Origin of the sequence: Nostoc sp., from assembly GCF_036917355.1 — a bacterium.
In the GTDB taxonomy this organism is placed as follows: Bacteria; Cyanobacteriota; Cyanobacteriia; order Cyanobacteriales; family Nostocaceae; genus Nostoc.
Genome location: NZ_JBALDP010000043.1, coordinates 41,854 through 67,131 on the forward strand (window position 1 = coordinate 41,854; position 25,278 = coordinate 67,131).

24 protein-coding genes are annotated in these 25,278 nt (G+C 41.7%); 8 read left to right on the top strand and 16 right to left on the bottom strand.

Annotated features, from left to right (window positions below; translation table 11 throughout):
• Positions 1-66: 66 nt before the first annotated feature.
• Positions 67-237, bottom strand: coding sequence for a hypothetical protein (locus V7K53_RS12450; RefSeq protein WP_335197809.1), 171 nt, complete (start codon positions 235-237; stop codon positions 67-69).
• Between the two features lie 245 nt (positions 238-482).
• Here V7K53_RS12450 and V7K53_RS12455 point away from each other — a divergent pair, with 245 nt between their 5' ends.
• Positions 483-2,054, top strand: coding sequence for an alkaline phosphatase D family protein (locus V7K53_RS12455; protein ID WP_335197811.1), 1,572 nt, complete (start codon positions 483-485; stop codon positions 2,052-2,054).
• A gap of 620 nt (positions 2,055-2,674) precedes the next feature.
• The gene (locus V7K53_RS12460) at positions 2,675-3,526 is read left to right on the top strand and encodes a universal stress protein (RefSeq protein WP_335187077.1); all 852 of its coding nucleotides are present in this window, start codon (positions 2,675-2,677) and stop codon (positions 3,524-3,526) included.
• 147 nt (positions 3,527-3,673) lie between these two features.
• On the opposite strand, the gene psbM is transcribed toward V7K53_RS12460, so the two are convergent.
• From psbM to V7K53_RS12485, 5 genes are all read right to left on the bottom strand, one after another.
• Positions 3,674-3,790, bottom strand: coding sequence for a photosystem II reaction center protein PsbM (psbM, locus tag V7K53_RS12465; RefSeq protein ID WP_084227279.1), 117 nt, complete (start codon positions 3,788-3,790; stop codon positions 3,674-3,676).
• Positions 3,791-4,000: 210 nt separating this feature from the next.
• Positions 4,001-4,297 carry a 2Fe-2S iron-sulfur cluster-binding protein gene (locus tag V7K53_RS12470; protein ID WP_335187075.1) on the bottom strand — a complete coding sequence of 99 codons (297 nt, stop codon included), beginning with the start codon at positions 4,295-4,297 and terminating at the stop codon, positions 4,001-4,003.
• A gap of 185 nt (positions 4,298-4,482) precedes the next feature.
• The gene (locus V7K53_RS12475; RefSeq protein WP_006195022.1) at positions 4,483-4,620 is read right to left on the bottom strand and encodes a photosystem II reaction center protein K; all 138 of its coding nucleotides are present in this window, start codon (positions 4,618-4,620) and stop codon (positions 4,483-4,485) included.
• A 78-nt stretch (positions 4,621-4,698) separates the two neighbouring features.
• The gene (gene tgt, locus V7K53_RS12480) at positions 4,699-5,847 is read right to left on the bottom strand and encodes a tRNA guanosine(34) transglycosylase Tgt (RefSeq protein WP_335197812.1); all 1,149 of its coding nucleotides are present in this window, start codon (positions 5,845-5,847) and stop codon (positions 4,699-4,701) included.
• 328 nt (positions 5,848-6,175) lie between these two features.
• Positions 6,176-6,628: a hypothetical protein gene (locus V7K53_RS12485; protein WP_099102673.1), complete on the bottom strand. Its 453-nt coding sequence runs from the start codon at positions 6,626-6,628 to the stop codon at positions 6,176-6,178.
• Positions 6,629-7,004: 376 nt separating this feature from the next.
• On the opposite strand from V7K53_RS12485, the gene cobS reads away from it, so the two are divergent.
• On the top strand, positions 7,005-7,778 hold the full coding sequence (cobS, locus tag V7K53_RS12490) for an adenosylcobinamide-GDP ribazoletransferase (RefSeq protein WP_335197834.1): 774 nt from the start codon (positions 7,005-7,007) through the stop codon (positions 7,776-7,778).
• 94 nt (positions 7,779-7,872) lie between these two features.
• On the opposite strand, the gene V7K53_RS12495 is transcribed toward cobS, so the two are convergent.
• The 3 genes from V7K53_RS12495 to V7K53_RS12505 all read right to left on the bottom strand — a co-directional run bounded on the left by V7K53_RS12495 (position 7,873) and on the right by V7K53_RS12505 (position 9,614).
• Positions 7,873-8,328 carry a PPC domain-containing protein gene (locus tag V7K53_RS12495; RefSeq protein WP_335197813.1) on the bottom strand — a complete coding sequence of 152 codons (456 nt, stop codon included), beginning with the start codon at positions 8,326-8,328 and terminating at the stop codon, positions 7,873-7,875.
• 86 nt (positions 8,329-8,414) lie between these two features.
• Complete coding sequence (locus V7K53_RS12500) at positions 8,415-9,092, bottom strand: ComF family protein (protein ID WP_335197814.1); 678 nt, start codon at positions 9,090-9,092, stop codon at positions 8,415-8,417.
• Positions 9,093-9,125: 33 nt separating this feature from the next.
• Positions 9,126-9,614 carry a GNAT family N-acetyltransferase gene (locus V7K53_RS12505; RefSeq protein WP_194045000.1) on the bottom strand — a complete coding sequence of 163 codons (489 nt, stop codon included), beginning with the start codon at positions 9,612-9,614 and terminating at the stop codon, positions 9,126-9,128.
• A gap of 392 nt (positions 9,615-10,006) precedes the next feature.
• Between V7K53_RS12505 and V7K53_RS12510 the strand changes: the two genes are divergently transcribed.
• Complete coding sequence (locus tag V7K53_RS12510; RefSeq protein ID WP_335197815.1) at positions 10,007-10,174, top strand: hypothetical protein; 168 nt, start codon at positions 10,007-10,009, stop codon at positions 10,172-10,174.
• Positions 10,175-10,353: 179 nt separating this feature from the next.
• A complete protein-coding gene (gene aroQ / locus V7K53_RS12515; protein ID WP_335197816.1) occupies positions 10,354-11,025 on the top strand; it encodes a gamma subclass chorismate mutase AroQ in 672 nt (223 codons plus the stop codon).
• A gap of 358 nt (positions 11,026-11,383) precedes the next feature.
• Here the strand turns inward: aroQ and V7K53_RS12520 are convergent, their stop codons facing one another.
• Together V7K53_RS12520 and V7K53_RS12525 are read right to left on the bottom strand one after the other, a co-directional pair.
• Complete coding sequence (locus tag V7K53_RS12520; protein ID WP_335197817.1) at positions 11,384-12,139, bottom strand: SDR family NAD(P)-dependent oxidoreductase; 756 nt, start codon at positions 12,137-12,139, stop codon at positions 11,384-11,386.
• Between the two features lie 340 nt (positions 12,140-12,479).
• Positions 12,480-13,646, bottom strand: a complete 1,167-nt coding sequence (locus V7K53_RS12525; protein ID WP_335197818.1) for an AI-2E family transporter — start codon at positions 13,644-13,646, stop codon at positions 12,480-12,482.
• Positions 13,647-13,866: 220 nt separating this feature from the next.
• On the opposite strand from V7K53_RS12525, the gene V7K53_RS12530 reads away from it, so the two are divergent.
• Together V7K53_RS12530 and V7K53_RS12535 are read left to right on the top strand one after the other, a co-directional pair.
• Positions 13,867-14,208 carry a hypothetical protein gene (locus V7K53_RS12530; protein ID WP_335197835.1) on the top strand — a complete coding sequence of 114 codons (342 nt, stop codon included), beginning with the start codon at positions 13,867-13,869 and terminating at the stop codon, positions 14,206-14,208.
• A 286-nt stretch (positions 14,209-14,494) separates the two neighbouring features.
• Positions 14,495-15,919, top strand: a complete 1,425-nt coding sequence (locus V7K53_RS12535; protein WP_335197819.1) for an LCP family protein — start codon at positions 14,495-14,497, stop codon at positions 15,917-15,919.
• Here the strand turns inward: V7K53_RS12535 and V7K53_RS12540 are convergent.
• Positions 15,891-16,985: an anthranilate phosphoribosyltransferase family protein gene (locus tag V7K53_RS12540; protein WP_335197820.1), complete on the bottom strand. Its 1,095-nt coding sequence runs from the start codon at positions 16,983-16,985 to the stop codon at positions 15,891-15,893. The two genes, V7K53_RS12535 and V7K53_RS12540, sit on opposite strands and share 29 nt — an antisense overlap.
• A 683-nt stretch (positions 16,986-17,668) precedes the next feature.
• Between V7K53_RS12540 and V7K53_RS12545 the strand changes: the two genes are divergently transcribed.
• Positions 17,669-20,023 (top strand): GNAT family N-acetyltransferase, encoded by a 2,355-nt coding sequence (locus V7K53_RS12545; protein WP_335197821.1) that lies wholly within the window; start codon positions 17,669-17,671, stop codon positions 20,021-20,023.
• 149 nt (positions 20,024-20,172) lie between these two features.
• Here the strand turns inward: V7K53_RS12545 and V7K53_RS12550 are convergent, their stop codons facing one another.
• Genes V7K53_RS12550 through V7K53_RS12565 form a run of 4 tightly spaced genes read right to left on the bottom strand, consistent with a single transcriptional unit; the run spans position 20,173 to position 24,819 of the window.
• Positions 20,173-20,814 (bottom strand): FHA domain-containing protein, encoded by a 642-nt coding sequence (locus V7K53_RS12550; protein ID WP_335197822.1) that lies wholly within the window; start codon positions 20,812-20,814, stop codon positions 20,173-20,175.
• Positions 20,792-22,930: a substrate-binding domain-containing protein gene (locus tag V7K53_RS12555; protein ID WP_335197823.1), complete on the bottom strand. Its 2,139-nt coding sequence runs from the start codon at positions 22,928-22,930 to the stop codon at positions 20,792-20,794. Before V7K53_RS12555 ends, V7K53_RS12550 begins: the two co-directional genes overlap by 23 nt.
• A gap of 43 nt (positions 22,931-22,973) precedes the next feature.
• Positions 22,974-23,654, bottom strand: coding sequence for a response regulator transcription factor (locus V7K53_RS12560; protein WP_335197825.1), 681 nt, complete (start codon positions 23,652-23,654; stop codon positions 22,974-22,976).
• A 43-nt stretch (positions 23,655-23,697) separates the two neighbouring features.
• Complete coding sequence (locus V7K53_RS12565) at positions 23,698-24,819, bottom strand: sensor histidine kinase (protein WP_335197826.1); 1,122 nt, start codon at positions 24,817-24,819, stop codon at positions 23,698-23,700.
• Positions 24,820-25,278 lie beyond the last annotated feature (459 nt).

Genomic DNA, 25,278 nt, shown 5'->3' on the forward strand with positions numbered 1-25,278 from the left:
GTTGTATGCCTGTAATGCCAGTTTAGCTTTTGGCTCTGTACTTTCCTGAAGTAGCCAATAAGCTGCTTATTGAACATCAATCTCTGAGTTCTGTAAAGCTTCAATAATCAAGTCTAAGCCAGCTTCTCCATACTCAAAAGCATCTAGAAGGGCATCAATTTTTTGTTCAACCTTTCCATACGCCATCAATTGCTTAACTCTTTCAATCCCTCCCAAAACTGTATTGTTAACTGTCATAAATTCTTTACTATTTTGGTGTTGGGTCTAAATCTTCCACAAATTTCTTCTAGTTTCAATACTCAATCCCCTAATTTAATTTTAAACTTAACAAAATCTTAATTTCTACTTGATCCTGGGTTGATAGGTTCCTTGTGTTTGGTTGAGCAGCAATTAGGAAACAAGTCAAATCAAGCCATTATTTGTGCTTTTGGCAATTGACCCTCCTGAATGCCAACTGTATTTACATCTGGGAAGGGATCAATATGGAACTTATGGATGGTACACGCCTGCTAGCAAATCGGTGCAAACGGCGGAATTTTTTGTTGGGTGCAGGGTTCTTAATGGGGTTAACAATAGCTAGCCAATGGCATCCGGTATTGGCTAACTCAAGGTTTTCTAGCTATCCGTTTAGTCTTGGTGTTGCCTCTGGCGATCCTTTACCGGATGGTGTTGTTATCTGGACACGACTGGCTCCAAATCCACTCTCTGGAGGCGGAATGTCACTAGTCAATGTTCCAGTGCGGTGGCAAGTTGCCCTTGACGAAAACATGAAACAGGTTGTGCGACGAGGAACAGTACTAGCGACACCAGAATTAGCACACTCAGTCCACGTTGATGTCCGGGGACTAGACCCTAACCGTTGGTACTGGTATCAATTTCAAGCGGGTAAGGAGGTTAGCCCCATTGGACGGACTCGCACAGCACCAGCATTTTATAGCTATACCCAACAACTGAACTTTGCTTTTGTTTCCTGTCAAGATTGGCAAAATGGCTACTATACGGCTTATCGCCATTTGGCTGAGGAAAATCTCGACCTTGTGGTTCATCTGGGTGATTACATCTACGAATACGGGCCACAGTCTGGTGGGCCGCGCCAGCATAATAGTCCAGAAATTATCACTCTTAAAGACTATCGCGATCGCCATGCCTTGTACAAAACTGACCCAAATCTCCAAGCCGCTCATGCGGCTTTTCCCTGGATTGTCACTTGGGACGATCATGAAGTTGACAACAACTACGCCAACTTAATTCCCGAAGACAACCAAACCCAAGAGGCTTTTAGAAAACGGCGAGCTAATGCTTACCAAGCTTACTACGAACACATGCCTCTACGTCAGTCTTCATTGCCCAAGGGTCCAGACGCGCTGCTTTATCGGCGGTTGACTTTCGGTAATTTAGCTGAGTTCAATGTGCTAGACACGAGGCAGTATCGCACTAATCAACCTTGTGATGACGGACTTAAGCCTCGCTGTCCCCAAGCTTTTGATACAAATGCTACCATGACAGGCTCAGAACAAGAACAGTGGCTACGAAAAGGGTTAGACCAATCGCGATCGCGCTGGAATGTGATTGCTCAACAGACCATGCTAGCCGAGTACAATTTCAATAGTAATCCAGGTGCGGGTGTCTTCAATGTGGATCAGTGGGACGGTTACGTGGCTGCACGTAATCGGCTTTTGAGTTTTCTCAACCAGCGCCAACCCTCTAATCCAGTGGTAATTACTGGAGACATCCATTCTAGTTGGGTACACAACCTCAAGCTTGACTTTAATAACCCAAACTCACCGACGGTAGGCACTGAGTTTGTAGGAACTTCAATTACCTCTGACTTTCCCACCTCATTCATCGCTCCAGTTCAAGCTTCTCTAAGCAACAATCCCCATACTAAGTTCTTTGACGGAGCTTACCGAGGATACGTCCGCTGCAACCTGACTCCAAAACGCTGGCAAAGTGACTATCGCGTTGTATCAAGCATCGTTGATATGAATGCCTCTGTGAAAACCCTAGCTTCCTTTGTAGTCCAAAACGGACAACCAGGGGCACTTCTAAGTTAAGCAAATCTCACAAGTCATCAAACAAACCCTCCAAATATAATCTGGAGGGTTTCAATATAGTCATTAAATATGATTTCGACTATTAGAATATCCGAATTTGGATGTTGTTATCCTGCATTTTGCAGGTGTTCGGATATAGCAATCTTATCTGATTTACCAAAACTGTACAACACTTAAAAAAGCAGAGAATATGGGAAAATCAGGAACAATGTAGACTATCCAAGTCGAGAGCGATCGCTTTTTAAGGCTTATACTGAATCAATTTTACTATAGAGTTATTTTGGCATTTATTTGCAATACTTAACTAACTTCTAATTAACAAAAGTAAACATAGATTAAAAATAATAACTAACATCATAATTTATTAAGTTCATCAGACTAAATTGAGAGTATGCTGAATAGTTGAAGTCTAGTTGAAAGTTTAAGTAACTAAGTGCAAATAAACTTAAATATTTGTTTAGTTTTTTATCCTTTGTCATTTATTTGAGTGTTAAATACTAAAAAACAAAGTTTATTTGTGCCAACTTACTGACTAGGTTGTCAAGCAAGGTGGTGAAAATCCGACCAGAGCCAAGTACCAACAGCGAAAACAAAAGTAAACTTCACAAAAATTACGTAAGATGATAAGAAGAATTTTGCTGGCTGTATCGGGATTGGGACACGCAGAAGAAATGCTCAAAACCCTGAAAGAAATCCCTTCCATTCAATCTGCAAAAGTTACGATTTTGCATGTTGTTCAAGCACAAAATGCTGCTACTACCATGACAACTAAATGGGAAAATGGGGGTAAAATTCTGGCGAATGCTATTCAAACTTTGAACTTAGATCCTAGCCAAGTTTCTTCAATTTTGCGTGAAGGCGATCCCAAAGATGTGGTTTGCCAAGTAGCTGATGAAATCGACGCTGACTTGATTATTATGGGTTCACGTGGACTGAAGCGGCTGCAATCGATTTTATCGAACTCAGTCAGTCAGTATGTTTTCCAGCTATCTTCTCGCCCCATGTTGCTGGTAAAAGATGACATTTATGTTAAAAGAATTAAGCGCATTATGGTGGCGATAGACAATTCTGATTCAGCAAAAAATTGCTTGAAATTGGCATTGTTTTTACTGCGAGATATTCCGGGTGGCGAGTTAATTTTGGCAAATATTAGTACAGATTTTGGCGGTAAAAAATCAGAAATCACCCAGGTTAATTCCGACAAATATCCAGTTTTAGCAGCTGCTGTTGCAGAAGCTCAGAAACAAGGCATTCAATCTCGTTCTTATATCAGCAGTGGCAAACCTGGTGAAGAAATTTGTCGATTGGCAGAAGAGTTGAATATAGACTTATTATTGCTCGGTTCTCCAGATCGTCGTCCATCGATCGCTAAGAGTTTTGTTGATATAGATCGCCTCATCGGATCTTCCTTGTCTGACTATGTTCGAGTCAATGCCACTTGTCCGGTATTGTTAGCGCGGACGATCGCTTAAAGTCAACAGTGCTGAGTATAATAATTGTTGCGATCGAATAGTAAAGTAAGACTTTTATTGTCTTTACTATTCAGCGCTAAGTTGCTGGTTGATAAATAAAAACCCCTACACTATTGGTGCAGGGGTTATTTATTTATGCACAAACTCTTAACTATCTTTTCCACCTTCGCGGCTAGCAGTTTGGATGTAAAGAATTAGTAAAAACACGGCAGGGACTAGTACGAACAAAATGCTCGCTATGAACCCCAGGTCATTAACTTGCATGGCAAGAAAACCTCTCTTTAATTTCCAGTCAACAACATTAGGATAGCATTATCGATGACACAGTTATACCAATTCAAAATTCAAAACTTGTACTGAGCTTGTCAAAGTATTCAAAATGTCCGCATATCATCTCGTAGAGAGGAAACTTAATTTTGGTAAGTATTTTGACTACTGAGTGGATAAAAATTGAAGCAATGGCAGATTGGAGAACTAAGGTTTCGTGACTACGCTGACTGAGCCATTGACTAAAGTTTGACAGGCAAGGCGGTAATTTTCTGGCTTTTTTTTGAATTTCCGGTTTTCTACGTCTGTGCGAGGGGAAAGATTTTCTAGTCCTTCGACTATCTCGACAATACAAGTACCACACTGACCATTACCACCACAATTAGTCATCTTGCCAATCAATGTATATATGTCAATACCATTTTGTATCGCCTTGAGCCGGAGATTAGCACCATCTGCTGCCACTACTTCTTTATTTTCTTTAACGAATTTGATATTACCCATAACTGATTCCTCCTTGACTGTAGGCTTGGCTTTCAAGGCTTTATATTGACATGGACTAATTAACATCTTATTTCTTATAATAATTCATTACAAAATATTAATAAAGATTAACTTTATAAAACATAGCCCTACAAAAAAATAGGACAGGTACTCTACCTGTCCTATAAATTGAAAAATAGATTAACTTACCTAAATCCCACAGCTGCTTGCCAAACGAAAGCAAGCAACAAGAAGAATACCGGGATGACTGGGAGAACGTCTACCAAAGGATCGAAGATTTGGTAAGCTTCTGGCAGTTTTGCTAATAAAAGTGCTGCTTCCATGTTTGTTTAAATCCACCTATCCAACACAGCTTTCATAATTGAGAAGTATCTTAACATGGTTTGAGTATCGATCATTGGTCAATAGTCATTTGTAATTTCACCCTCATCTGATGCTGATTCAGATGAGTTGAGCCAGTGACCAAATTCTGCGACAAAGCGATCGCTCAATATTGCTTCTCTAATTTTTTGCGTAAAGCGAATTAGTTCGGTAATGTTGTGAATACTCAACAAGGTATAAGCCAAAATTTCCTGCGATCGCACTAAATGAGATATGTAAGCACGGCTAAAATTTTGACAAGTGTAGCATGGGCAAGTTTCATCTAATGGCGTAAAATCTTCACGAAACTTAGCATTTTTTAAATTCCAGCGTCCGCCTTGGACTATCGCTGTACCATGTCTTGCCCAGCGAGTGGGAATGACGCAATCAAATAAATCTATACCAGATGCGATCGCGATCGCCATTTCCCGGTAAGTACCCACACCCATTAAGTAACGCGGCTTTTCTGGGGGTAAAAGCGGTGCTGTCACTTTGACAATCTCAGCCATCAATTCTGGCGGTTCTCCCACACTCACGCCACCAATCGCATATCCCGGCAAATCCAACTTAGCCAAAGCTTCCGCCGCACGGCAACGCAAATCCAAATACACGCCCCCTTGCACAATCCCAAACAACGCCTGATCGCTGCGTTGATGAGCTGTTATACAGCGTTCTAACCAGCGGTAAGTGCGCTCAGTTGCAGTTTCTACCTCTTGGCGAGTCGCTGGGTAGGGCGGACACTCATCAAACGCCATAATCACATCAGCCCCCAAAGTATTTTGAATCTCAATGGAGCGCTCTGGTGTTAAGTTAATAATTCTTCCATCATGAGGTGAGCGAAAAGTTACGCCTTCTTCAGTAATTTTTCGCATCTCGCTTAAGCTGAAGACCTGAAACCCACCCGAATCTGTGAGCATTGGGCCGTTCCAACCCATAAATTTGTGTAACCCACCACCCCCAGCCACGATCGCTTCTCCTGGTTGTAAGTGAAGATGATAAGTATTGGATAAGATCATTTGCGCCTCAGTATCTCGTAGCTGGGCTGGGGTGATAGTTTTGACATTAGCCAGTGTTCCCACTGGCATAAATCTGGGGGTTTCTACAAGACCGTGAGGGGTGAAAAACACTCCTGCTCTAGCTTTGGTTTGACTACAGCAAGCAAGACATTGAAAAGAAAAATTCGCACTCATGCCATTTGGAATTTTATATTTTAGATTTTGGATTGTGAAACACTAATAGGCAAAGAGTTTCAAAAATCCATAACTAGTACAACGCAGCAGAAATAAACCTACCATTTCATTACAGCCAGAAAGCCCAAAATGAAAGCTTTTTGACTTTTGGCTTTTGCCTTGCGCTACTAGCAGCCATAAAACCAAATGGTATTAGGGCAAAATTAATATTATTTGGCTAAATTATGACCAAACATCAAAATTGGTAATTGAGTTTTAGCGAACACTTAAGCATTCATTACTAACCTAGTTACCAACTTTACGAGTATATACTCTAAATAATTGTTATTTAGAAAGAATCAGAACAGTCATCGTCAATTTCTGCATCCCACCTGGCTGAGAGTACTTGTTCCATCATCGCTTCTATGGCGCTGACATTGAAGCTTCGCTCTCGTCGCTCTTGTAAAGGAGTCGATCGGGGAATTAACCGCAGACACACTCCATCTTGCATCAAATCGAAGTAGGTTTCTTGTTGCGACGACTGTTTTAGTTCCAAGTAATCAAAACTACAAACATTCAGATATAGCGCGCGGTTAGCCACTAAGGTAGACCTTTGCGGATTGGCAAAAACTTCCATCACATCCCCTTCACCCTCGCTCAGTACCTTATCTTCTTGGGTGTAGATGTAGTGGACTCGACCTAAATCTGCCAGCAATCGCCGGATGTCGAGCTTATTCACAATGATGCCCGTGTTAATAATGCACGGAGCTGGTATCCTGGTGTCGGGTAGATGGTGACTCATAGGAAAATTGCGATTGAGCTAAGGAGAGCAACAACATAGCTAAACTGTCATAATTGAATAGCTTGTTTACTCCCTACATTTAAAAAAATATCAATTTTGTGGGGCAATCGTCTAATAATTTGGAGTAAGTTTTTAGTTAACGAATACAAAACACAAATTTTGCTCCCTGATGGAATTTTAACTTCCTAAGTTACTCGTTTTTGTATAAAAAATTACTCAAAATTATTTTTTTACCACTTAGACCAGCATAACAAAATTTTCAACGAGAATGTTTAATGGAAGTAAATCTTATTTAAAGTTTTAAAGTCTACTGATGTCGGTTGTACCGAAATTATTAGTATTATCCAGCAATTTACCAAAAATTAATGTAATTCAGATGACGAAACAGCAACAGTGGTGGAAAAAGCTGCTGTTAAAGCTGGCGGCTAGTATAATATTTTACACAATAATTCCACTGCCGTATTTAAACGGATTGGACTTTCGGGGGGTAGCACATCTTGCTTCGCTTGTTGGGTTAATAATTGGGGGAATTTTAGGGTTTCTGGATACGGGGATGGATTATCTGGGGATGCCCGTGTTAACTCGTAGTGCTTTTGTAGTAAGTGTTTGGATTGCCATAACTGGAGGATTGCACTTAGATGGGGCAATGGATACTGCCGATGGTTTAGCAGTAGGCGACCCAGATCGGCGATTGGAGGTAATGGCAGATAGTGCTACAGGAGCCTTTGGAGCAATGGCTGCGATCGCCTTGGTGATACTGAAAATAACAGCTTTGACGGATATGCCAGAAAACCGTTGGTTATTGCTGATGGCTGCTTGTGGCTGGGGACGTTGGGGACAACAATTAGCGATCGCCCGATATCCTTATCTGAAAGCAACTGGTAAAGGCGCATTTCACAAACAAGCCATTCGTTCTTATAAAGATTTGTTACCGGGATTGTTGTTGTTGTTTAGTTTGAGTGGTTTACTTTGGCTGATAGATAAACAGCAGCTATTTCTCGCACTGACAATGATAGTTATTGGAAGTGCGATCGCCACTTTAACTGGTGCATGGTTCAACCATAAACTAGGCGGACACACTGGAGATACCTACGGCGCAGTCGTTGAGTGGACTGAAGCCTTATTTCTCTGCGTATTGACCATTTTTTAAGAAATAGGGAGTGGGGGGAGCAGAGGAGAAGTAGCAGTAAGTCTTTCCGCTTTGCACCTCTGCTTCTTCCTATGCCCAATGACAAATGACTACTTCATTTAATCGGTTGCAACTTTGTCACTTTGAGTTTAAAAGCCCCAACCCCAGTTTCCCCAAAAGACCGGACGCGAATAACATAATTTCCTGTCTCTACGATGCGAGTAAATAGTAAGGAATTGCTACTACCATCAGGGCCATCATCATTTTCAGCCAGAGTTGTACCATCAGGTGCCAGCAGTGTGATGATGCTGTCAAAGTTTTCTGATGACAGGTCAACTGCTAAATTATCACCCTTCTGTAACTTCACTGTGTAATCACGGGCAAACCCACCTTGACCGGTGGGAATATCTTTATCCGAAAGGCGATCGTCAATTTCAGTACTGTTAGATAAAGGAATTGGACTATACAATTTATTTTGAGCAAAAGCTGCACTGGTACTAATGCCTATTGCCAGCAATGTGGCAGGAATGATGATGAGTTGTTTTAAACCTGCCGCCAAAACTTTATTCATACATTTCAAGAAATTTTTCTACAAAAATAGGGTAATTCGGTCAATTTATGTACTTATCTGTCAAAGCTTGCCTATTGCTTCTTAATTTATCCGTCTTTGACGGCAGTGGCTACAGCAACTAATCCTAAGACCACAATTCCATACTGACGAAGTGTTTGCACAGCAGACCTGGCAGTAGCACCAGTAGTATAAATGTCGTCCACTAACAGCACTGGGACATTTGGAGGACGATGGCGAAATTCTTGCCCAATAGCAAAAGCTTGGTTCAAGTTTTTTTCTCGTTTAGATACCGACAAACCAAACTGCGCTTCAGTTTCTCGCACTCTTGCTAAACCGTTTAGTTTCAATTTTAATCCGGTTATTTCACAGAAACTTTGTGCAATCAGTGCGGCTTGATTGTATTTACGTTGTTTTTGTTTGCTAGCGTGGAGTGGGATAGGAACTACTACAGCCTGGCTATCTCGCTTCGGTGAATTTAACAACCATGCTTCCCCTAACCATTGACCTAAAGGACGAGCTATTTGGGGTTGATTTTCGTATTTCATCGCTGCGATCGCTCGTTTCACAGGGCCACCATATTCCCCCCAGCCAAACACAGGTATAGGCTCTTGCCATAGAGAAATCGGGTCTTTACGTTGACATTTTTGCAGTTGTCTGGTGCAGTTATGACAGAATTCTTGGGAAGTTGCGCGTTGACATAGAGGGCAATGGGATTGGAGAAAAAGATTGAGTAAGCCTGTGAGATTTTTAATCCAAGCGTGCATTTAGAATTGTCCTTTGTCATTGGTCATTAGTCATTAGTCTTTGACCAATGACTTAACATAAACGCGATCGCATCTTGTTGTTTCTACACCCGTTGCTGGAGTGTAGCCATTGCTTTCATACAGCTTGACTGCTTCCACCAAAACACTGGCGGTTTCAATCCAAATTTGCTGAAAACCACGCTTTGCGATCGCTGCTTCTAGCTGTTGTAACAAATATTTCCCTAATCCTAAACCCCTGATGCTGGGTAAAAGATACATTTTGCGGATTTCTACAGCTTTTTCGCCTCGGTGTATGGGGTAGTATGCTCCAGTACCTACTAACTGACTTTGGTGTTCAATTACCCAAAACTCTCCCCCAGTAGCCAAATAACATTCCTCTACTCGCAGCACATCTTGGTCAGCACCCTTGGGTTCCCAAGCCAGACCGTATTCTGATAATACATAACTGATGACTTCAGCGGCTCTTGTGCGATCGCTTTTCACCCAATCACGAATTAAAAAATCTTGATAATAGTTTTTCATTACCATTTGCTGGTCAAGTTTACCCAGAAAAATTTTCCGCATCTATATCCCAATTTACTCAGCAAATAGCAATTTTTGCAGAGTTCATTTCAAGCTGTACTCTCAAGGCGTGAATTGTGCCAGTACTGAGAAAAGTCATCTTTAACTAAAGAAATCGGCTCTACATCTACTTATCTCATCAATGCACAACCAAGTGTATTCTTGCCAACTATTACTGATTGACAAATTGTTTATGACCTAGCCCCGTTGGGGTGTGGGGGAAGAAATAGCCCCAACAATCAGTAGGTCTGAAGCCCCGTTTTTTAAAACGATTGCGTTGGTCGGGGTTCCAAGCCCTGACCAATGCCGTCTTCTCCCCTACACCCTACCCCCTACACCCCACACCCTTCTTCATGGCCTTAACCCGTCAAGAATTGTACATACCAGCAACTCTATTCTGCGATCCTTATTACATTCAGTTTTCCGAACATGCGAGGTCACGTCGCTTCTCTACGAGACGCCAAGGGCGATCGCTCCGAATTCAAAATTCTTGCATTATCGATCCCCATAAAGAAATTTAGTTGCTCTGTATCCTTTTTGTTTTTGGTAACTTGATGATGTATTTTCTCAATACCCGTATAAGCCGGAATTTGCTTTTTGTCAGTAACTATGAGATATTTTGTTTGAGATTAAAAATACTGTATTCCTATACATTTACTGATAATTCATACTAAGTAGCCAGGCGTATAAACTTTTTGAGATGAATTTAAGTTTTTTTAGAAAGCATCCACTGTTGTTTGTCAGCATCATTTTTTTTGGGCTTTTTTTCAGTAGTACAGTAGTTGCTGCCCAAAATTCTGGGTCAGTAAAATTAGTAAATCCCCAAGCTATTACGAGCGCAGAACAACAACGATCTGTAGATAAATTACTAAAATTGATCCAGCAGCGATTGTTAATTGCACATGATGTAGCCCGTTGGAAATGGAATCAAAAACGTCCGATTGAGGATCTAAAGCGCGAACAAGAGTTACTATTAAAGGTTAGGCAACAAGCTACAACCCATAGTCTAGAACCCGATAGAGTTGCAGCATTTTTTCAAGCACAAATAGAAGCCGGAAAATTCATCCAAACCGCTGATTTTCAAAACTGGCAAAAGCAAGGCATTAAATCTTTTGCTAACGTGCCAGACTTAAATCAGACATTGCGACCATCGTTAGATAAATTAAACACAGAATTTCTCTTTGCTTTAACAGAACTGACTTCTGTTCTAGGTTGCCCACAGATACAGGAATTAATTCAGTCACGTTCCCAAGTGATTATTCAGGGAGATGGTATTGATCGGCAAGTGCAGAACCTAACAATTTCACCGCTGCTGCAATTTAAAAGCGCTTCTTGCAAAGTGGTTTCCTTCCCTAAAAGAGAAATTCGATAATTATTCGGAAAATTAGATTTTAGAACTTACGCACTGTACAAATGCATCGTGATGTGCGTTAACTAAAAGAGGTTATTTCAGGCTTTTCTTAATTATCCTGCGATGCCTACGGCGGTCAACTACGTAAATAGACCATGCTGTGCCCTTACAAAAAATGTGGTTTTTAAACATACTCATATTTAGTATTTCTTGTCAATGCGTAAGTCCTAGATTTATGTAAAAAATAGTTCAAAATGATTTAAGACATCTCCGACAATGAATGTAGAGACGTTATATATAACGTCTCTACAAGGGTTTCAGGTAACGCATCATTAATTTCACCAGATGTCTATTGAGCTAAAGTAACCGCGCCGAACACCTAGCGAAGTCCACCCGATATGTACAGCGTTTCGCCGGTGATCCATGCTGAATCAGAGGATGCCAGGAAGACAACGGCAGGTGCGATATCCTGTGGCTGTCCGATGCGACCAAGGGGGGTTTGCGCTTCAATCTGTTGGCGGCCTTCGCTCTTGGCTACGGTCATTCCTGCTGTGTGCGTGCCCTCCGTTTCCACCATCCCAGGATTGATGGAATTGACACGAATGTTGCGTGAACCCAGTTCTTTGGCTAGCGACTTCGTGACGGCATCGACAGCCGCTTTAGTGGCGCTATAGACCAAGCTGTTAGCGGGCGCAAGGGTGCTAACGATTGAACTGATATTGATGATGCTACCGCCCCCCGATCCGAAGTGCTTTACTCCTTGTTGTGAAGTGAGGATTAATCCCAGCACATTCAGATCGAACTGCTTGTGAAAATGCTCTTCAGTGATGTCTTCGATTGGGGAAAATTCGTAAATTCCGGCATTGTTGACCAAGATATCCAGCTTGCCAAATACCTGCTGTGTCTCTGCAAAAAGATGTTCGATCTCTACCTTTTTCGCAACATTTGCCTGTACTGCGATCGCCTTACCGCCCTCGCTGAGAATCTCGGCGACAACGCGATCGGCTCCTTCTTTGCTAGATGAATAGTTGACGACAACTGCTGCACCTTCGGCTGCCAGATGTTTGGCAATAGAAGCACCAATTCCTTTGGATGCACCCGTAACGACTGCAATTTTTCCTTCTAGTTTTTTCATGATTATGAGTGCCGTAGTTGTTGAGTTTGAAAAAGTTGTCAGAAACGGGTTGCGAAAAAACGAGAACGCACCCGTTCGGATCTTGGCTATCTAGAACATCGAAGCAAAACACCAATTGCCATCTAGGTCTTGTGGCAAGGATTGACTTTTCACAGTATTTGGAAAATCTTTTATATTAAACAATCGATCGCAACAGAATTTAATAAATAAATAAATAAGAGGGGTAAAGGGTTGATAATAGTCGCCCACCATACGAGCAATAGCTTTTTATCCTTTCCCTTGCCCCTTACCGTTCCTGATAAATAACTGATGATACACTTCCTGCTCCTGCCTTCTTGTATTAAGGCAATGTTGCTTCAGAAATGCTCAAAGTTTTGTTGGCGTCAGCTTTCGAGGACTCATTTCCTGGAACGGATGCAGTTATCTCCCCAGTGGCGCTGTCGTTTATCCCGCCACCAGGACGCAAGGCACTTAAAGCAGTCTTAATCACAACAGCTGTAGGTACTGCCACAATTACACCCAACAATCCGCCAATTCTTGCCCCTGTTAAGACCGAAATTAAAATCCAAACTGGATTTAAACCGGTAAAACTGCCTAAAATTCGGGGGGCAATTAAGTTTTCGAGAATTTGCTGTACAATTACCGCTGCGATCAACACTCTCACACCCATTGAAAAATCTTGCAACGCCACCAACAGTGTAGTCATTGCAATGCCTACAGAACCGCCAAAGGGGACGAGAGCCATCAGGCCAATAGTTAGTCCAAATAGCAACCCAAACGGCACTTTCAACCACAAAAAGGTAGGAATAAGGGCTGAAGCCATACAGGTAGATAAAATCAACTGGGTGATGAAAAAATTTTGGAAGCTTAAGCGGACTGTTTTAGAGAAAGGCTCGCGAAATTTGTTAGGTAGCCATTCGACTAAACTTTGCCAGAGTTCACCCCCATGCTGTAAAAGATAAAAAGTCAAAACCATCGTCAAGAGAATATCTAGCAGACTAGTAACTGTGAGTACAGCTAGATTTAAAACTTGTCCGGCGATCGCTTGTAATTGTCCTTTGACGCGATCGTTGATTTGCACCACCAGAGCATCGAGGTTAATCGGTAAGCCAAAAGTCTCAGCTTTTCCGTTTAAGATCATTAACTGAGAGCGTCCAGAGTCGATTAAATCTGGCAAACGCGCCACCAGTTGTTGTGCTTGGGTAAGAGCCAAGGGAAAAAGTGTCACACCCAACGCCAATAAAATCGATAAAGCCAAGAGAAATACTAAAATAGCAACTTGCTCTCGCCTAGCACCCTGATGCTCCATCCAGCTCACGGGGTAGTTGAGCAGAAATGCTAGCACTGAGGCTCCGACTAAAATGACTATGAGAGAATGGAAATAATTGAAAAAGACCGAAATTGCCCAACCATTGAGAACTAGCAGCGGAGCGAATAGCGCGATCGCCCCGATTCGCGCTATTGGAGTAAATGTTTGCCACCAGTCGAGTAGCTTACGTGTCTGCATTTTGAGCTGATTGCGGAATAGAACTAAATGAAATTTTTCTTTACAGCTTATTATCTCTAACTATATGAGTCTTATTCATCCTTCTAGTTTAGGAGTTAGACTAACCCCAATGAAGAATTTTGAACCAAAAGAGAATGGGGAGTGGGGGAGCAGGGAAGCAGGGGGGCAGGGGAGCGGGGGAGCAGGGGAGCAGGGGGAGAATAATAATGTCCCATCCCCAATGCCCAAAACACAGTTGTTTTTACATTTAGTTCCGATCGTCGGCTTTTTTCCATCCTTGTGGACGCTCTATCGGGGCCAGGGTAATCGGGAACAACTTGCTATTAGTCGCCTGTCTATTACTTTGGCACTTACTTGGTTGTTGAGCTATCTATTATTAGCTACCGGAGCAGCAACTTCAGATTTTTTTCCGCTACGTCTATTTATCCTCAATAGCTTTCTCACGTCAGGTTACTTTTTAGTAAGTATTTGGTTGATTTTACGCCTAATCCAGGGCAAATCTAGTCGTTTACCAGGGTTTAGTAATTTAGCTGAACGAGTGTTTGGCAAGTATTTATCTTAATTTTTTAAGGTGATAAATTGTCGGTGTTTTTACTGAATTTTGGAAAATTTCTGGCTGATTTCTCTATATATCTAGTCAAATCCAGTTTATTATTGCCATACTTCAGTAAAACATCTCCAGGTTGTCCCAAAAAAAGAATAAATGCTGCTATAAGTGTTGTGGTTGACACTACATTAAAAAAGTTAGCACCGATAATTAAGAGTTAGCTATTATGGGTTGATTTGTTTGGGTGTTTTTAGTCTGCAAAATTACTGAATTTGATTAGTGAGTAAGTGTGAGGAAGTCTGTGACCATTCAAAGAAGTTCGGCGGAAGAAAACCAGTCGGGAAAAGCCTCAAAGTCCAATAAAAAAATTCCCCAAAACTCGACATCAGGACGTTGGCTGTGGTTTTGGGTAGGTATGGGTGGTATTGCGATGGTATCTGCAACAGCGGGGGCGCTTTTAGCAGTGTCTTTGACCAGTACGCCTTTGCAACAAGCGCAGCTAACTCCAAAGGATGAGGCGGCTTTTGATAGCGATCGCATTTCTGGAGGTGTGCTGCGATTTTCAGAATTAACTCGTCCAGTGAATCTTTTGGTGATGGGAATGAGCGTACTTCCCCCAGATATCCAAAACCCTCCTGAAGATACCAAAAATCTCAAATACCTGCCCCAAGTCAACTCCTTTGATGGTCTTTCTGATGTGATGCTCTTGGTCAAATTCGATCCAGAGACAAAAAAAATAAATATGCTCTCCATTCCCAGAGATACCCGCACACAAATAGAGGGTTATGGAGTGAAAAAAATTAATTCCGCCAACGTTGAAGGTGGGCCAGCTTTGACTGCCAGAACTGTTAGTAATCTCTTAGGAGGAGCGGGAATCGATCGCTATATCCGAATTAACGTTTTGGGAGTTGCCAAGCTGATTGATGCTTTGGGTGGCGTGACTGTTTACGTCCCTAAAGATATGAAATATCAAGATGATTCTCAGCATTTGTACATCAATTTGAAGGCTGGTAAGCAGCATCTCAACGGCGAGCAAACATTGCAATTGCTGCGTTTTCGCCATGACGAACTCGGTGATATTGGTCGGATTCAGCGCCAGCAAATGGTCATGCGTGCTTTGATGGATCAAACACTCAACCCAGCTACTGTTGCTCAATTACCTAAAGTTCTTGATGTCGTGAAAGACCACATTGATACTAACTTGACGGTTGAAGAGTTAGTGGCGTTAATGGGTTTTGGGGTGCGGACAAATCGCTCTAATATGCAAATGTTAATGCTGCCAGGTCGCTTTAGCGAGAAGAATGAGTATGACGCTAGCTATTGGTTGCCCAACAAAGATGGGATTGCGAAACTGATGGCTCAACACTTTGGTTTGGAGTCAGAACAGGAACAGCTGGCAACTACAACTAACCCCCGCTCTTTGCGTGTAGCAATTCAAGATAGTACAGGTGGCGATCGCTCTAACCTCCAACCGTTAATTAGAGCCTTGGAAAAATCTGGATATCGCAACATCTATGTGGCCAAGGCATGGGGTGAACCTCTAGACGTAACTCACATTGTCGCCCAACAAGGAGATGGTGACAGTGCCGAGTCAATTCGCGGCACTTTGGGATTTGGAGAAGTGCGGGTGGAAAGCACTGGCAACCTTGGCTCAGATATCAGTATCCAGGTAGGTAAAGATTGGTTGGAACAAAAATCTATTTTGGAGAAGTCGTTGACACCCTAAAAGGTATCTCTGCTGACACTGAATTTACTACTTGGCTCAGTTCTTGGAGTTTAGCTGCTACTACACCATTGGTTAATAATTCTTCTGCTTTAGCTAAACCCTCTGCCATATCTGAACAAATACCACTCCGCCATAGATAAAATCCGCCATTCCACAAGGCTGTTTGCATCAATTCACCTGGTTTACCTGCCAAAACCTCTTGAATATCCGCCACCAGTTCTTCAGTAGTTCCAAGGGGTACGTTCTTGGTAGTAAAGCCGTAATCGCGCGGTACGAGGTGCAATCGTTCTACCTCTTGGGGTGCTACGGATGAAGATAAGCTGATGATTGCAGTGCGATCGCGCGGTAAGTCGCAACTACCTTCCAATCCTTTGACTAATGTAAATTTTGTCACTCCTCGCAGTCCGAGAGCGATCTGAAACATTCCTTCTGTTGGCGGATGGACAAACCCAGCAATTACGTGAGCATCCCCAGCATAAGGACACCAAATTAGCTCCATTGTCGCCAACGGCGGACGTTTGCCAAGTTGGTCGCGGTACTCCCAAATACTTGTAGTTAAGGGAAAATGCTGAGGTAGATAAATAAAGCCGATTCCCGTTTGCTCAAACACTTGTTGAGTTTGTGCTAGGGGTAAAGTAGTCCAATCGACTCCTAAACCCTGCCAAATATCTATCAGGGGTAAGCCGTACTTGGTGGGTAGGCGATCGCCACCATGCATTACCACTGGTTGTCCCACTGCGGCAAGTAATAAAGCTGTGACGGGACTAATTGGTGCTGTGCGTGTTCTACCATCATAAGGGATGCCAAGAGCGATCGCTGGTCGCCCAGAGGCTATGGGTTGCAGTTTTGGCCCCAGTTCCTCATAAGCATCCAACATTCCAGCTAACTCTTCTCCCGTAGGACGCTTGATTCGATGAGCAATCAAAAACGCCCCGATTTGGGCTGGTGTCGCTTCACCCAGCAGCATCATTTTAGTAGCGGTGGCTGCTTGGGCGCGAGTTAAATTCTCGGCTGTGTGGTTTCCGCTGCCTACTTTTTGCAGAAATTCCCGAAATACATTGCTCATTTTTCCTTTGTCCTCTGTCCACCGTCATGTGTCCATTGTCTTTCGTGATAACCGAAAATGACTTATGACCGAATATTGGATTTTGGATTTAATAAAGAAATGCGAGTTCGACGAACTAAAAATAGCAGGATGTAGAGCAGGTAAGTCTTTGGGGTAGATGTCAAGAAATGGTTGTTAAGGCAAATAGGTATAAGCAGTCAAACCCGCAATTAAGTTGATAAGGAAATTGAAAACACTACAATGTCTAAAGTCTGTAAAATGCCTTGAAAATCAGGACTTAAAGGCAGTTTTAGCATCAATTTCATCATCAAGCCTAAAATGCTAAGAATAAAGACTTTTATTATTGCCTGGCAAAGGTTTCAAGCGATTTACAGACGTATTTGGCATATTATCTACTGAATAACCAAAATTTTTATACTACTTTAGATAGATTGTGTTACATGCTTAATTACTGCTAGTTATTAAACAACAGGCGCCTGAAGGCAAGAAATCTTAGCACGTCATTCGTGTAACCGGGGTCGCCGCAGCAATCCAGGTTTTTTCCACACTTTAAGACCAGAAATTTCCACTTTAGCTTTTGATAGTTCACAAATCTCCTGGCTCTTGAAAGCGATACTTGGCCGCTTTCAAGAACCAGAAGATTTTTTGCAACTGCCTCACCTTCCATATGCCAGAGAGCCAGTATGAAAGACATCGAAATTGAGATTGAGATCGTTGATAATTTTGAAACGTTTCAAACGATTAAAAACCATTGGGACTCCGTATACAAAACCGATCCTGAAGCTCAATTCTTCTTATCTTGGACTTGGCTATCTGGTGTGGTGAAAAGATTGTGTAGCCATTCCCGTGCCGCGTGGTTTATATTAGCGGCAAAATCAACTACCCCAACTTCAGAGTATGTGGCATTTTTTCCGCTAGAAATTGGGGTCGCAGAACATCCCGAAGGCTGGCTCCAGAGTCGTCTCTCAATGATGGGAGTTGCAGATTCAGAGCATCTTGGGTTTATTTGCTTGCCGGAGTACGAAGTAGCAGTCACTTATGCCTTTGCCCAATTCCTTCAGCAACAAGAGGAAACTTGGTCTATTTTTGAAGTCGCAAATATTCAAACGAGCAAATGTCGAATGAGCCGGTTCCTGGGTCAGTTCTCCACAGAAGCCTTTGAATTAGTACAACACAAACGGTTGAGCGATTTAGTAGATCAAATCGACAATAGTATTGTTCCGTACATCGCTTTGCCAGACGACTGGGAACAGTACCTGCAAACCGTCGTTAGCTCCAACACTCGACAGAAAATTAGACGCCTCTTGAGAAAAGTTGAAAGCTCCAACGAGTTCCACCTAACTCAGGTCAACGCAGAGAATTTAGATGTTCATCTAGAGATTCTCTTAGGATTTTGGCAAACCAATTGGGAAGGCAGAAAAGGCGTAGACTACTGCAAAAAAATCGTAGAGAACGTTGGCTTGGTTTTGCGTCATAGCTTTGAACACCAAACCTTATACTTACCAGTTCTCTGGCAAGGGAAACAACCGCTGGCCGCGATCGCAAACCTAATGGATTTCGATCGCAAAACGGCTCTGTTCTTCATGGCAGGTCGCGATGACACCGTGAAAGAGTTTTCTTCTGGTCTGGTTCTTCATGCCTATGGGATTAAATATGCGATTGACAATAAATTTAAAGTCTATGATTTCCTGATGGGCAACGAGGCATACAAGTTTTCGTTTGGAGCCAAAGCCCGTCAGATCAAGACTATGCTGATCCAGTCCAAGCGATCGCACCAAAATCCAGCGCTAAATTTAAGAACAATTCCGGAAGCGCTCCACCGTTTTGCCCATTACCAACAAACCAACCGACTCGATCGAGCAGAGCAAGGCTATCGTCAAATTCTGAACATGCAACCTCAACACCCAGGCGCACTCTATCGGTTAGGAGTCTTGATGCATCAGAAAGGAAAATACTCAATCGCTGAAGAGTTGTTCAGAGATGTCCTTGAACTGCAACCTCAAGATGTGAAAGCGTGGTTTAGTTTAGGCAACTTGCATCAAGCTCAAAATCAATTACCAGAAGCAGAAGCAGCATATCAGCAAGCTTTAGCACTCCCCTCCGAATCCTCAGTGCTTTCATCAGCAATCCATCATAATCTTGGCTATACGTTGCAACAACAGAATCAATGGGAAGCTGCGATCGCACATTACCAAAAATCCCAAGAACTCCAGCCCAACTCCATCGAAGCAGAAGTAATTTTGGCAAATGCCCGCTACGCGCAGGGAACATTACCCCCAGAAAAGCAGCTGCATTACGCTACCCTAAACTATGAATTGGGTAGCAAACGAAAACAGGTAGGTGATTTCAAGGTTGCAATCGAATATTATCGCCAATCCATCACAATGCAGCCCACTCTAGCAGATGCTCACTATCACCTGGGCATCACATTTCAAAAACTAGGAAACTTGGACGATGCGATCGCACATTACCAAAACGCCCAAGCCCTGCAACCCGACTATCTTGAAGCCGAAGTGAGTTTAGCGAATGCTCTTTATGCTCAGGGAAAGCTGCCCTTAGAAAAACAAGTGCATTCTGCTGCCCTCAATTATAAATTAGGCAACCACTGCAAACAGGCAGATGATTTAGAAAATGCAACGGAATACTATCGGCAATCTCTCGTCCTCAATCCAAACCAACCAGAAGTTCACTATCATCTAGGATTTGTCCTACAAGAAGAAGGAAACTTGGACGAGGCGATTGCACATTACTACAGCGCCCAAGCCCTGCGACCCAACTACCTTGAAGCCGAGGTAGGAATCGCAACCGTCCTCTATGCACAAAACAAGCTATCCGCAGCGGATCGAGATCGCTATGCTGCACTCAATTACGATTTGGGCAAGGTTTACCATCAATCAGGAGATATCAAGGGTGCAATCAAATACTATCAGCTAGCGATCGGACTAAAACCAGATTTGACAGAGGTTCGCGATCGTCTACGCCAAGCACTGCAAGAAGAGGACGGTATTAAAATTAAGGTCAGTGTTGCGAAACAATAGAAGGCAAGTGCGCGATTGAAAATCGTTGTAACGATGTATAGCGCTTGATTGACTTAATTTTCAATAATCACAAAGACGCGATAAATCGCCGTCTCTACAAAACGACTGATTATTGTATAGACGGCGATTCATCGCGTCTCTTTCCAAAACTACACTACATATATAGTGAAATTCACTAGGTTATCCTGACCAAATCGCAGTGAATCACCGTTAAGTAGGCGATACTGCATACCGGGAGTCAGAGGATTGTTGTTTAAATAAATACCATTTGTACTCATATCAACAATCATGTAGGAATTTTGTGACCAGTCCCAATCGACTCGCGCATGACGCCGAGAGACTATTCCCTCACTGGGAATACCAGTTAAGTCAATTTCTGGCGGCGCTATTCCTGGACTCTGACTGCGGCGACCAATATAACCTCCTTCCCCAACGAGGTGAAATTCTCTACCAGTGCTATGAATCAGTTTTAAGGCTGGCGCTCTTTGAGGCGGAGGAGTATAAACAGGCGGTGTTGGTTGATAGGAAACTCGTGGCTGATAGACTGTTGAATAATCAACAGGAGCTTGTTGGGGAGCTTGGTAGTTAGGTTGCTCTGTAGGCGGGCGCTGATACTGAACAGGTGGTTGACTAGGTTGTTGTTGAATAGGTGGTGGTTGACTAGGCGGTTGTGGTGTAGGGGAAACTACATTACCCAGAGGAGTGGAACACCAGGGACAAACCTTAGCATTGTTAGGCAGGGCGCGGTTAAAATATTCGCAACTAGGATTAGGGCACCGATTTGCAGGCATAAGACTTTATATCATCAGGCATAGGTTGTAAAGCTACAAGACCTACTTTACTAAGTAAACACTGACCCTGACGAGTAGTTAGCATCTGGGCAAATGTAGAACCACCAGGTAGGCGGTTGCTGTCTTTAGGGTACACTACAAAAATAGGGTATCCCAAGGCGTAGCTTTGGAAAGTTGTGACATCAACATAATAATCATCATGTTGACACAAATCATCTGAGGGATTAATTGAGCGGCGATCGCGCTTTTGAAATAGAGGTTGAATAGCCGACTTTTTACCATCTGCGATCGCTAGAGGATAGCCAGTACACTGACTCAAAGTTTTACTGATAATCCCAAAACTGATAATACCAGTAGTTCGCCCATCTAAAGTTTCACTGCGTATTAGATTTTGGGTTTTTGTTGTATCAAGTTTAGTAACTTTCGCTGCAAATAAAGCTTCGTCTTGAGGGGCATTTTGCAGAACTATTTGTTGAAATTTACTGATTGCTTCCGGTTCAGTTGGGGCAAAAGGTTTCACAGGCAGATTTGGAAGTTTGGGACTAATCTGCTGCCAATTAGTAATTTTGCCTGTGTAAATTTGACGTAATTGTTCAAGATTGATTTGCCCCCCAAGAGCATTGGCAAGATTTGAGTCTCTTTTATTAAATGCTACAAAAACAAGTAACCCATCATAGGCTACTGCTTTTTTCGCAAGTTTATCTGTAATGTTGTCTACCAAACTAGTAATTGCAAAATCTTTTTTGTTTGTTTGGACTTCTTCAAGACTTTTAATCGGATTATTTATATTTGATGACAGAACAGATTTATAGTCAAATGTTGCTGTTGCATCTGGCTTTGGCCTGGTCAATAAATCTCCTAAACGGCTGTTGTCCACTAATTGCGTTAAAACAAAACTCCATGTACTATCTTTTTCTCCTGTGTAGGTAAATTGTCCAGAAGGAACGTTGGGTACTTCGGAGAAATTCCGCACAAGTCTAGACCATTGGATATATTGATTAGGATTATCTGTTTTCCTACCCCAAAGCCAATACCAAATTCCCCCACCAAGTAGTAATAAAAATAGGATTACTAGCAAAATTAAGGGCGTTGGCAAAGGCTTTTTTATTTCTTGAGAACCTGGCGAACGCACTGAACTTGAACTTTTAGCACGATCTTCTTGAGGAAGTTCTAGTAGTGCTTTACGAGCCGCTTCTGCACTTTCAAAAGGGGTTTCTAGTCCAATTAAGCGATAAATGAACTGCTTTAAATAGCTATCAGTATCCGGCCATTGTTGATTATCTCTAGGATTGAGAGGCTGGTTAGATGAAAAATTAGTTGTCCGCCCTACCCATAAATAAAAGGCTAATAATCCTAATGATTCTAAATCTTGCTCAGGTCTGGCGGCAGCAGGTTGAGGAATAATCGGTGGAATAAATAAGTTTTCCCAGATAGCTAAATCACAAAAGTATATAGAAAACTTTTGATTGTTTTCTACTTTAATTAAAGTACTGTCTAAATTGATATTGCCGTGAGTGATACCCAGTTGTGTTTGATTGGAGGGAAAACGCAGCTTTTGAGTGTGGAGAAACTGGAGAGTTTGTAAACCTTGATTTAGTACCTCACGCACTTCAAGAGATGTCATTGCTCCCTTTTCTATGAGATACTTACCTAAAGTTTGGGATGACTCTATTCCTTGAGTAATAAGATAACAGCGTTCTCCTTTTTCATCTGCGATCGCTTCTTTAGTTTCCACCAGACGGAAATTTTGAATTCGACTATCGGCTAAACTTACCCCACCCACCCGTTTAAAAGTCTCTTTCCGCTTTTGAGTCTCACTTTCATTAAAAGAACGATTGGGGAGCAAGTATTCTTTAATGATTACAGGTTGTTTGTCTTTAAGTTGAACACCTGAGTATAAGCGGCCTAAACCGCGCACACCAACAAAACTAGTTATTTGATAAGTTCCCTGACTTCCTTTAATCTCAGCCTCCTGTGGTAAAGTTGCTGGAAAACCACATTCCAAGCAAAACTTAGCACCCTTGATTTGCTGCGCCGTTTGGAAGGGGCGATCGCAACTTAAGGGAGAATTGTACGAACAGGGGTATTCTTGATAAAAAGATTCAAATGAAGCCATATACAAAAAGTTTCGTGAATTGCGCCGACAACTTCTGTCGCGCTCAAGCATGAACTAATCCTAACTTGAGGGCAGTCACAATCGCTTGAGTCCGGCTAGTAACCTTCAATTTTTCAAAAATACTGGTGAGATGCGCCTTAACAGTAGCAACTGTTACATACAAATGTTTAGCGATTTCTTCATTAGAAGCACCTTGAGTTAACCAGTATAAAACCTCTTGCTCTCTTTCAGTTAAATGCACCTCATGACATGCTTTCACACAAGAATCTGAATAAGCCTGAAAAAACCGGAAAAATCGACTAGCAACTTCTGAAGGTAGATAAATTTCTGACCTAGTTACAGTGTCAATAGCTTCACATAATTGGGTTGCCACACGATTTTTAAAGACATAACCTGCGGCTCCCCCCTGCATCGCTCTAAAAATCCAATCGTCTTCTTGATGAGCCGACAATACTAAAACTTTGCCACTGTAACCAGCTTCTTTAAGACGTGCCAGAACTGTAATTCCATCACATCCTTTCAATTGCATATCCAGCAAAATTAAATCTGGACACTTCTGGGTTGTAAACTTTAAAACTTGCTCAACAGAATCTGCATCACCAATAACTTCTACAGGTAACGCAGAATTAATACTATAAAAATTTAGGAGAGTACGTAATCCTTGGCGGAAGCGTTCTTCGTCATCTACGAGTAAAACTGAAAGTTTATTATTATCATTAGCCATATCTTTAATTACGAATTACGAATTACGAATTACGAATTATAAATTAATTCACGCTCCTTAAACGAGGTAAAATCATCGAGAATTGTGCCCCACTTTCTGATAAAACTTGTGCCCAGATACTTCCTTGATGATCTAGAATAATTTTTTTAGCAATAGTTAAACCCAGTCCTGTACCTCCTTTGCGTCGGGAATAAAATGGGGTAAATATTTTTTGTAAATCCTCCTGAGACAATCCTGGGCCTTGATCGGAGATTTTAATTAAAACTTCATCTTGGAAAATTTGCCAGCTACAGGTAATAGTTCCTGAATTAGGACTGAAATGAGCGGCATTACTGAGGATATTATCAAAAACTTGTTTCATTTGTAATTTGTCTATCTTCAGTATTGTCGATGTATCGGGAATCAATATTTTAAGTTTTTTCTGATTAATTAGAGGTTCTAAATTTGTGAGACTTTCAACCACTAAACTTCTTAAATCTTGAAGTGTTACCCTTAATTTTGCACTTTGACCGCAATCAATTAGTTCATTTAAATTAGTATCTAAATCTTGTATACTTTCGCCGATGATTGTTGCTTGCTCTTGCCAAGGGCTATCCTCTAAACCTAAGCATAAATTATGTGCATACAATCCTATGAGTCCTAGAGAGTTACGTAATTGATGACCGACTCGATGTAAGATATCTTCAAGGAGTTTAATTTCATTTTTTTGTCTGCCATAATCCAAGGAAATATCTATATACTTACTCAGCAGCATAGCAGAGCGTTTTACATATAGTTGTAAACTCGATGATAGAGGTTCATGAGTAATTATTTGAATATATTCAGTTTTTTGATTTCTATAGGATATGGGGCAAATGTAAGAAATGGATGAAAAGTCCTTAAGTTTAAATTCCTGTAAAGTCAAAACAGGCGGAAAATCTGTAAGCCATGCTTCCGATCGCAAATAAGCTAAAGTTTTTGGGGAAAAAGGAACTTGGTCTTGACCATAATTTATCACTTCTTGATTAGCTCTCAAGAATGAATCATGATAAACAATTCGAGCGAAAAAAATTGGATACTTACTAGTTAACTGCTCAGACTCAAGCTGACAAAAGCTTTCGATGTCTGAGGAACTCAAATAATTAGAGCCATTGTCTAGTTTTTGTACAGAAAAGCCTAGTGTCATAGCTTCACTCGCTTTTTGCAACCAAATGTTTTTACCCTTCTGCTGACCAGTATAAAATTATGCAGTCTCAGGAATGTTTATTTTTTTGTTAAGTTCTCTTTTGAGATAATTCATACAAATAATTATTAAGGTTTGTATTGACATGTGTATCAAGCTAACTTTGCTGTGTAAACAACTTTGTAGTCAGGATTTTAATCTTGATGTTAAGCACTGAAATGCTTACGATGTATTTAAGCTTTCGTTAGCTTAATGGACTACTTGGGTCGGCTTTTCAGCCATTAGTATCAAGTTAAGATGAAATCACTGGGGTCAACTAGTATAGCTAGGGACTGGATGAAAAGTCTTTTTGTGTTTAGGTTTTATCCTCCTCAAATTAAAATTGAACAAAAATAGTAATCGGCTACCTGAATTCAATAAACGACACCCCGAATTCAATAAACGACACCCCGAATTCAATAA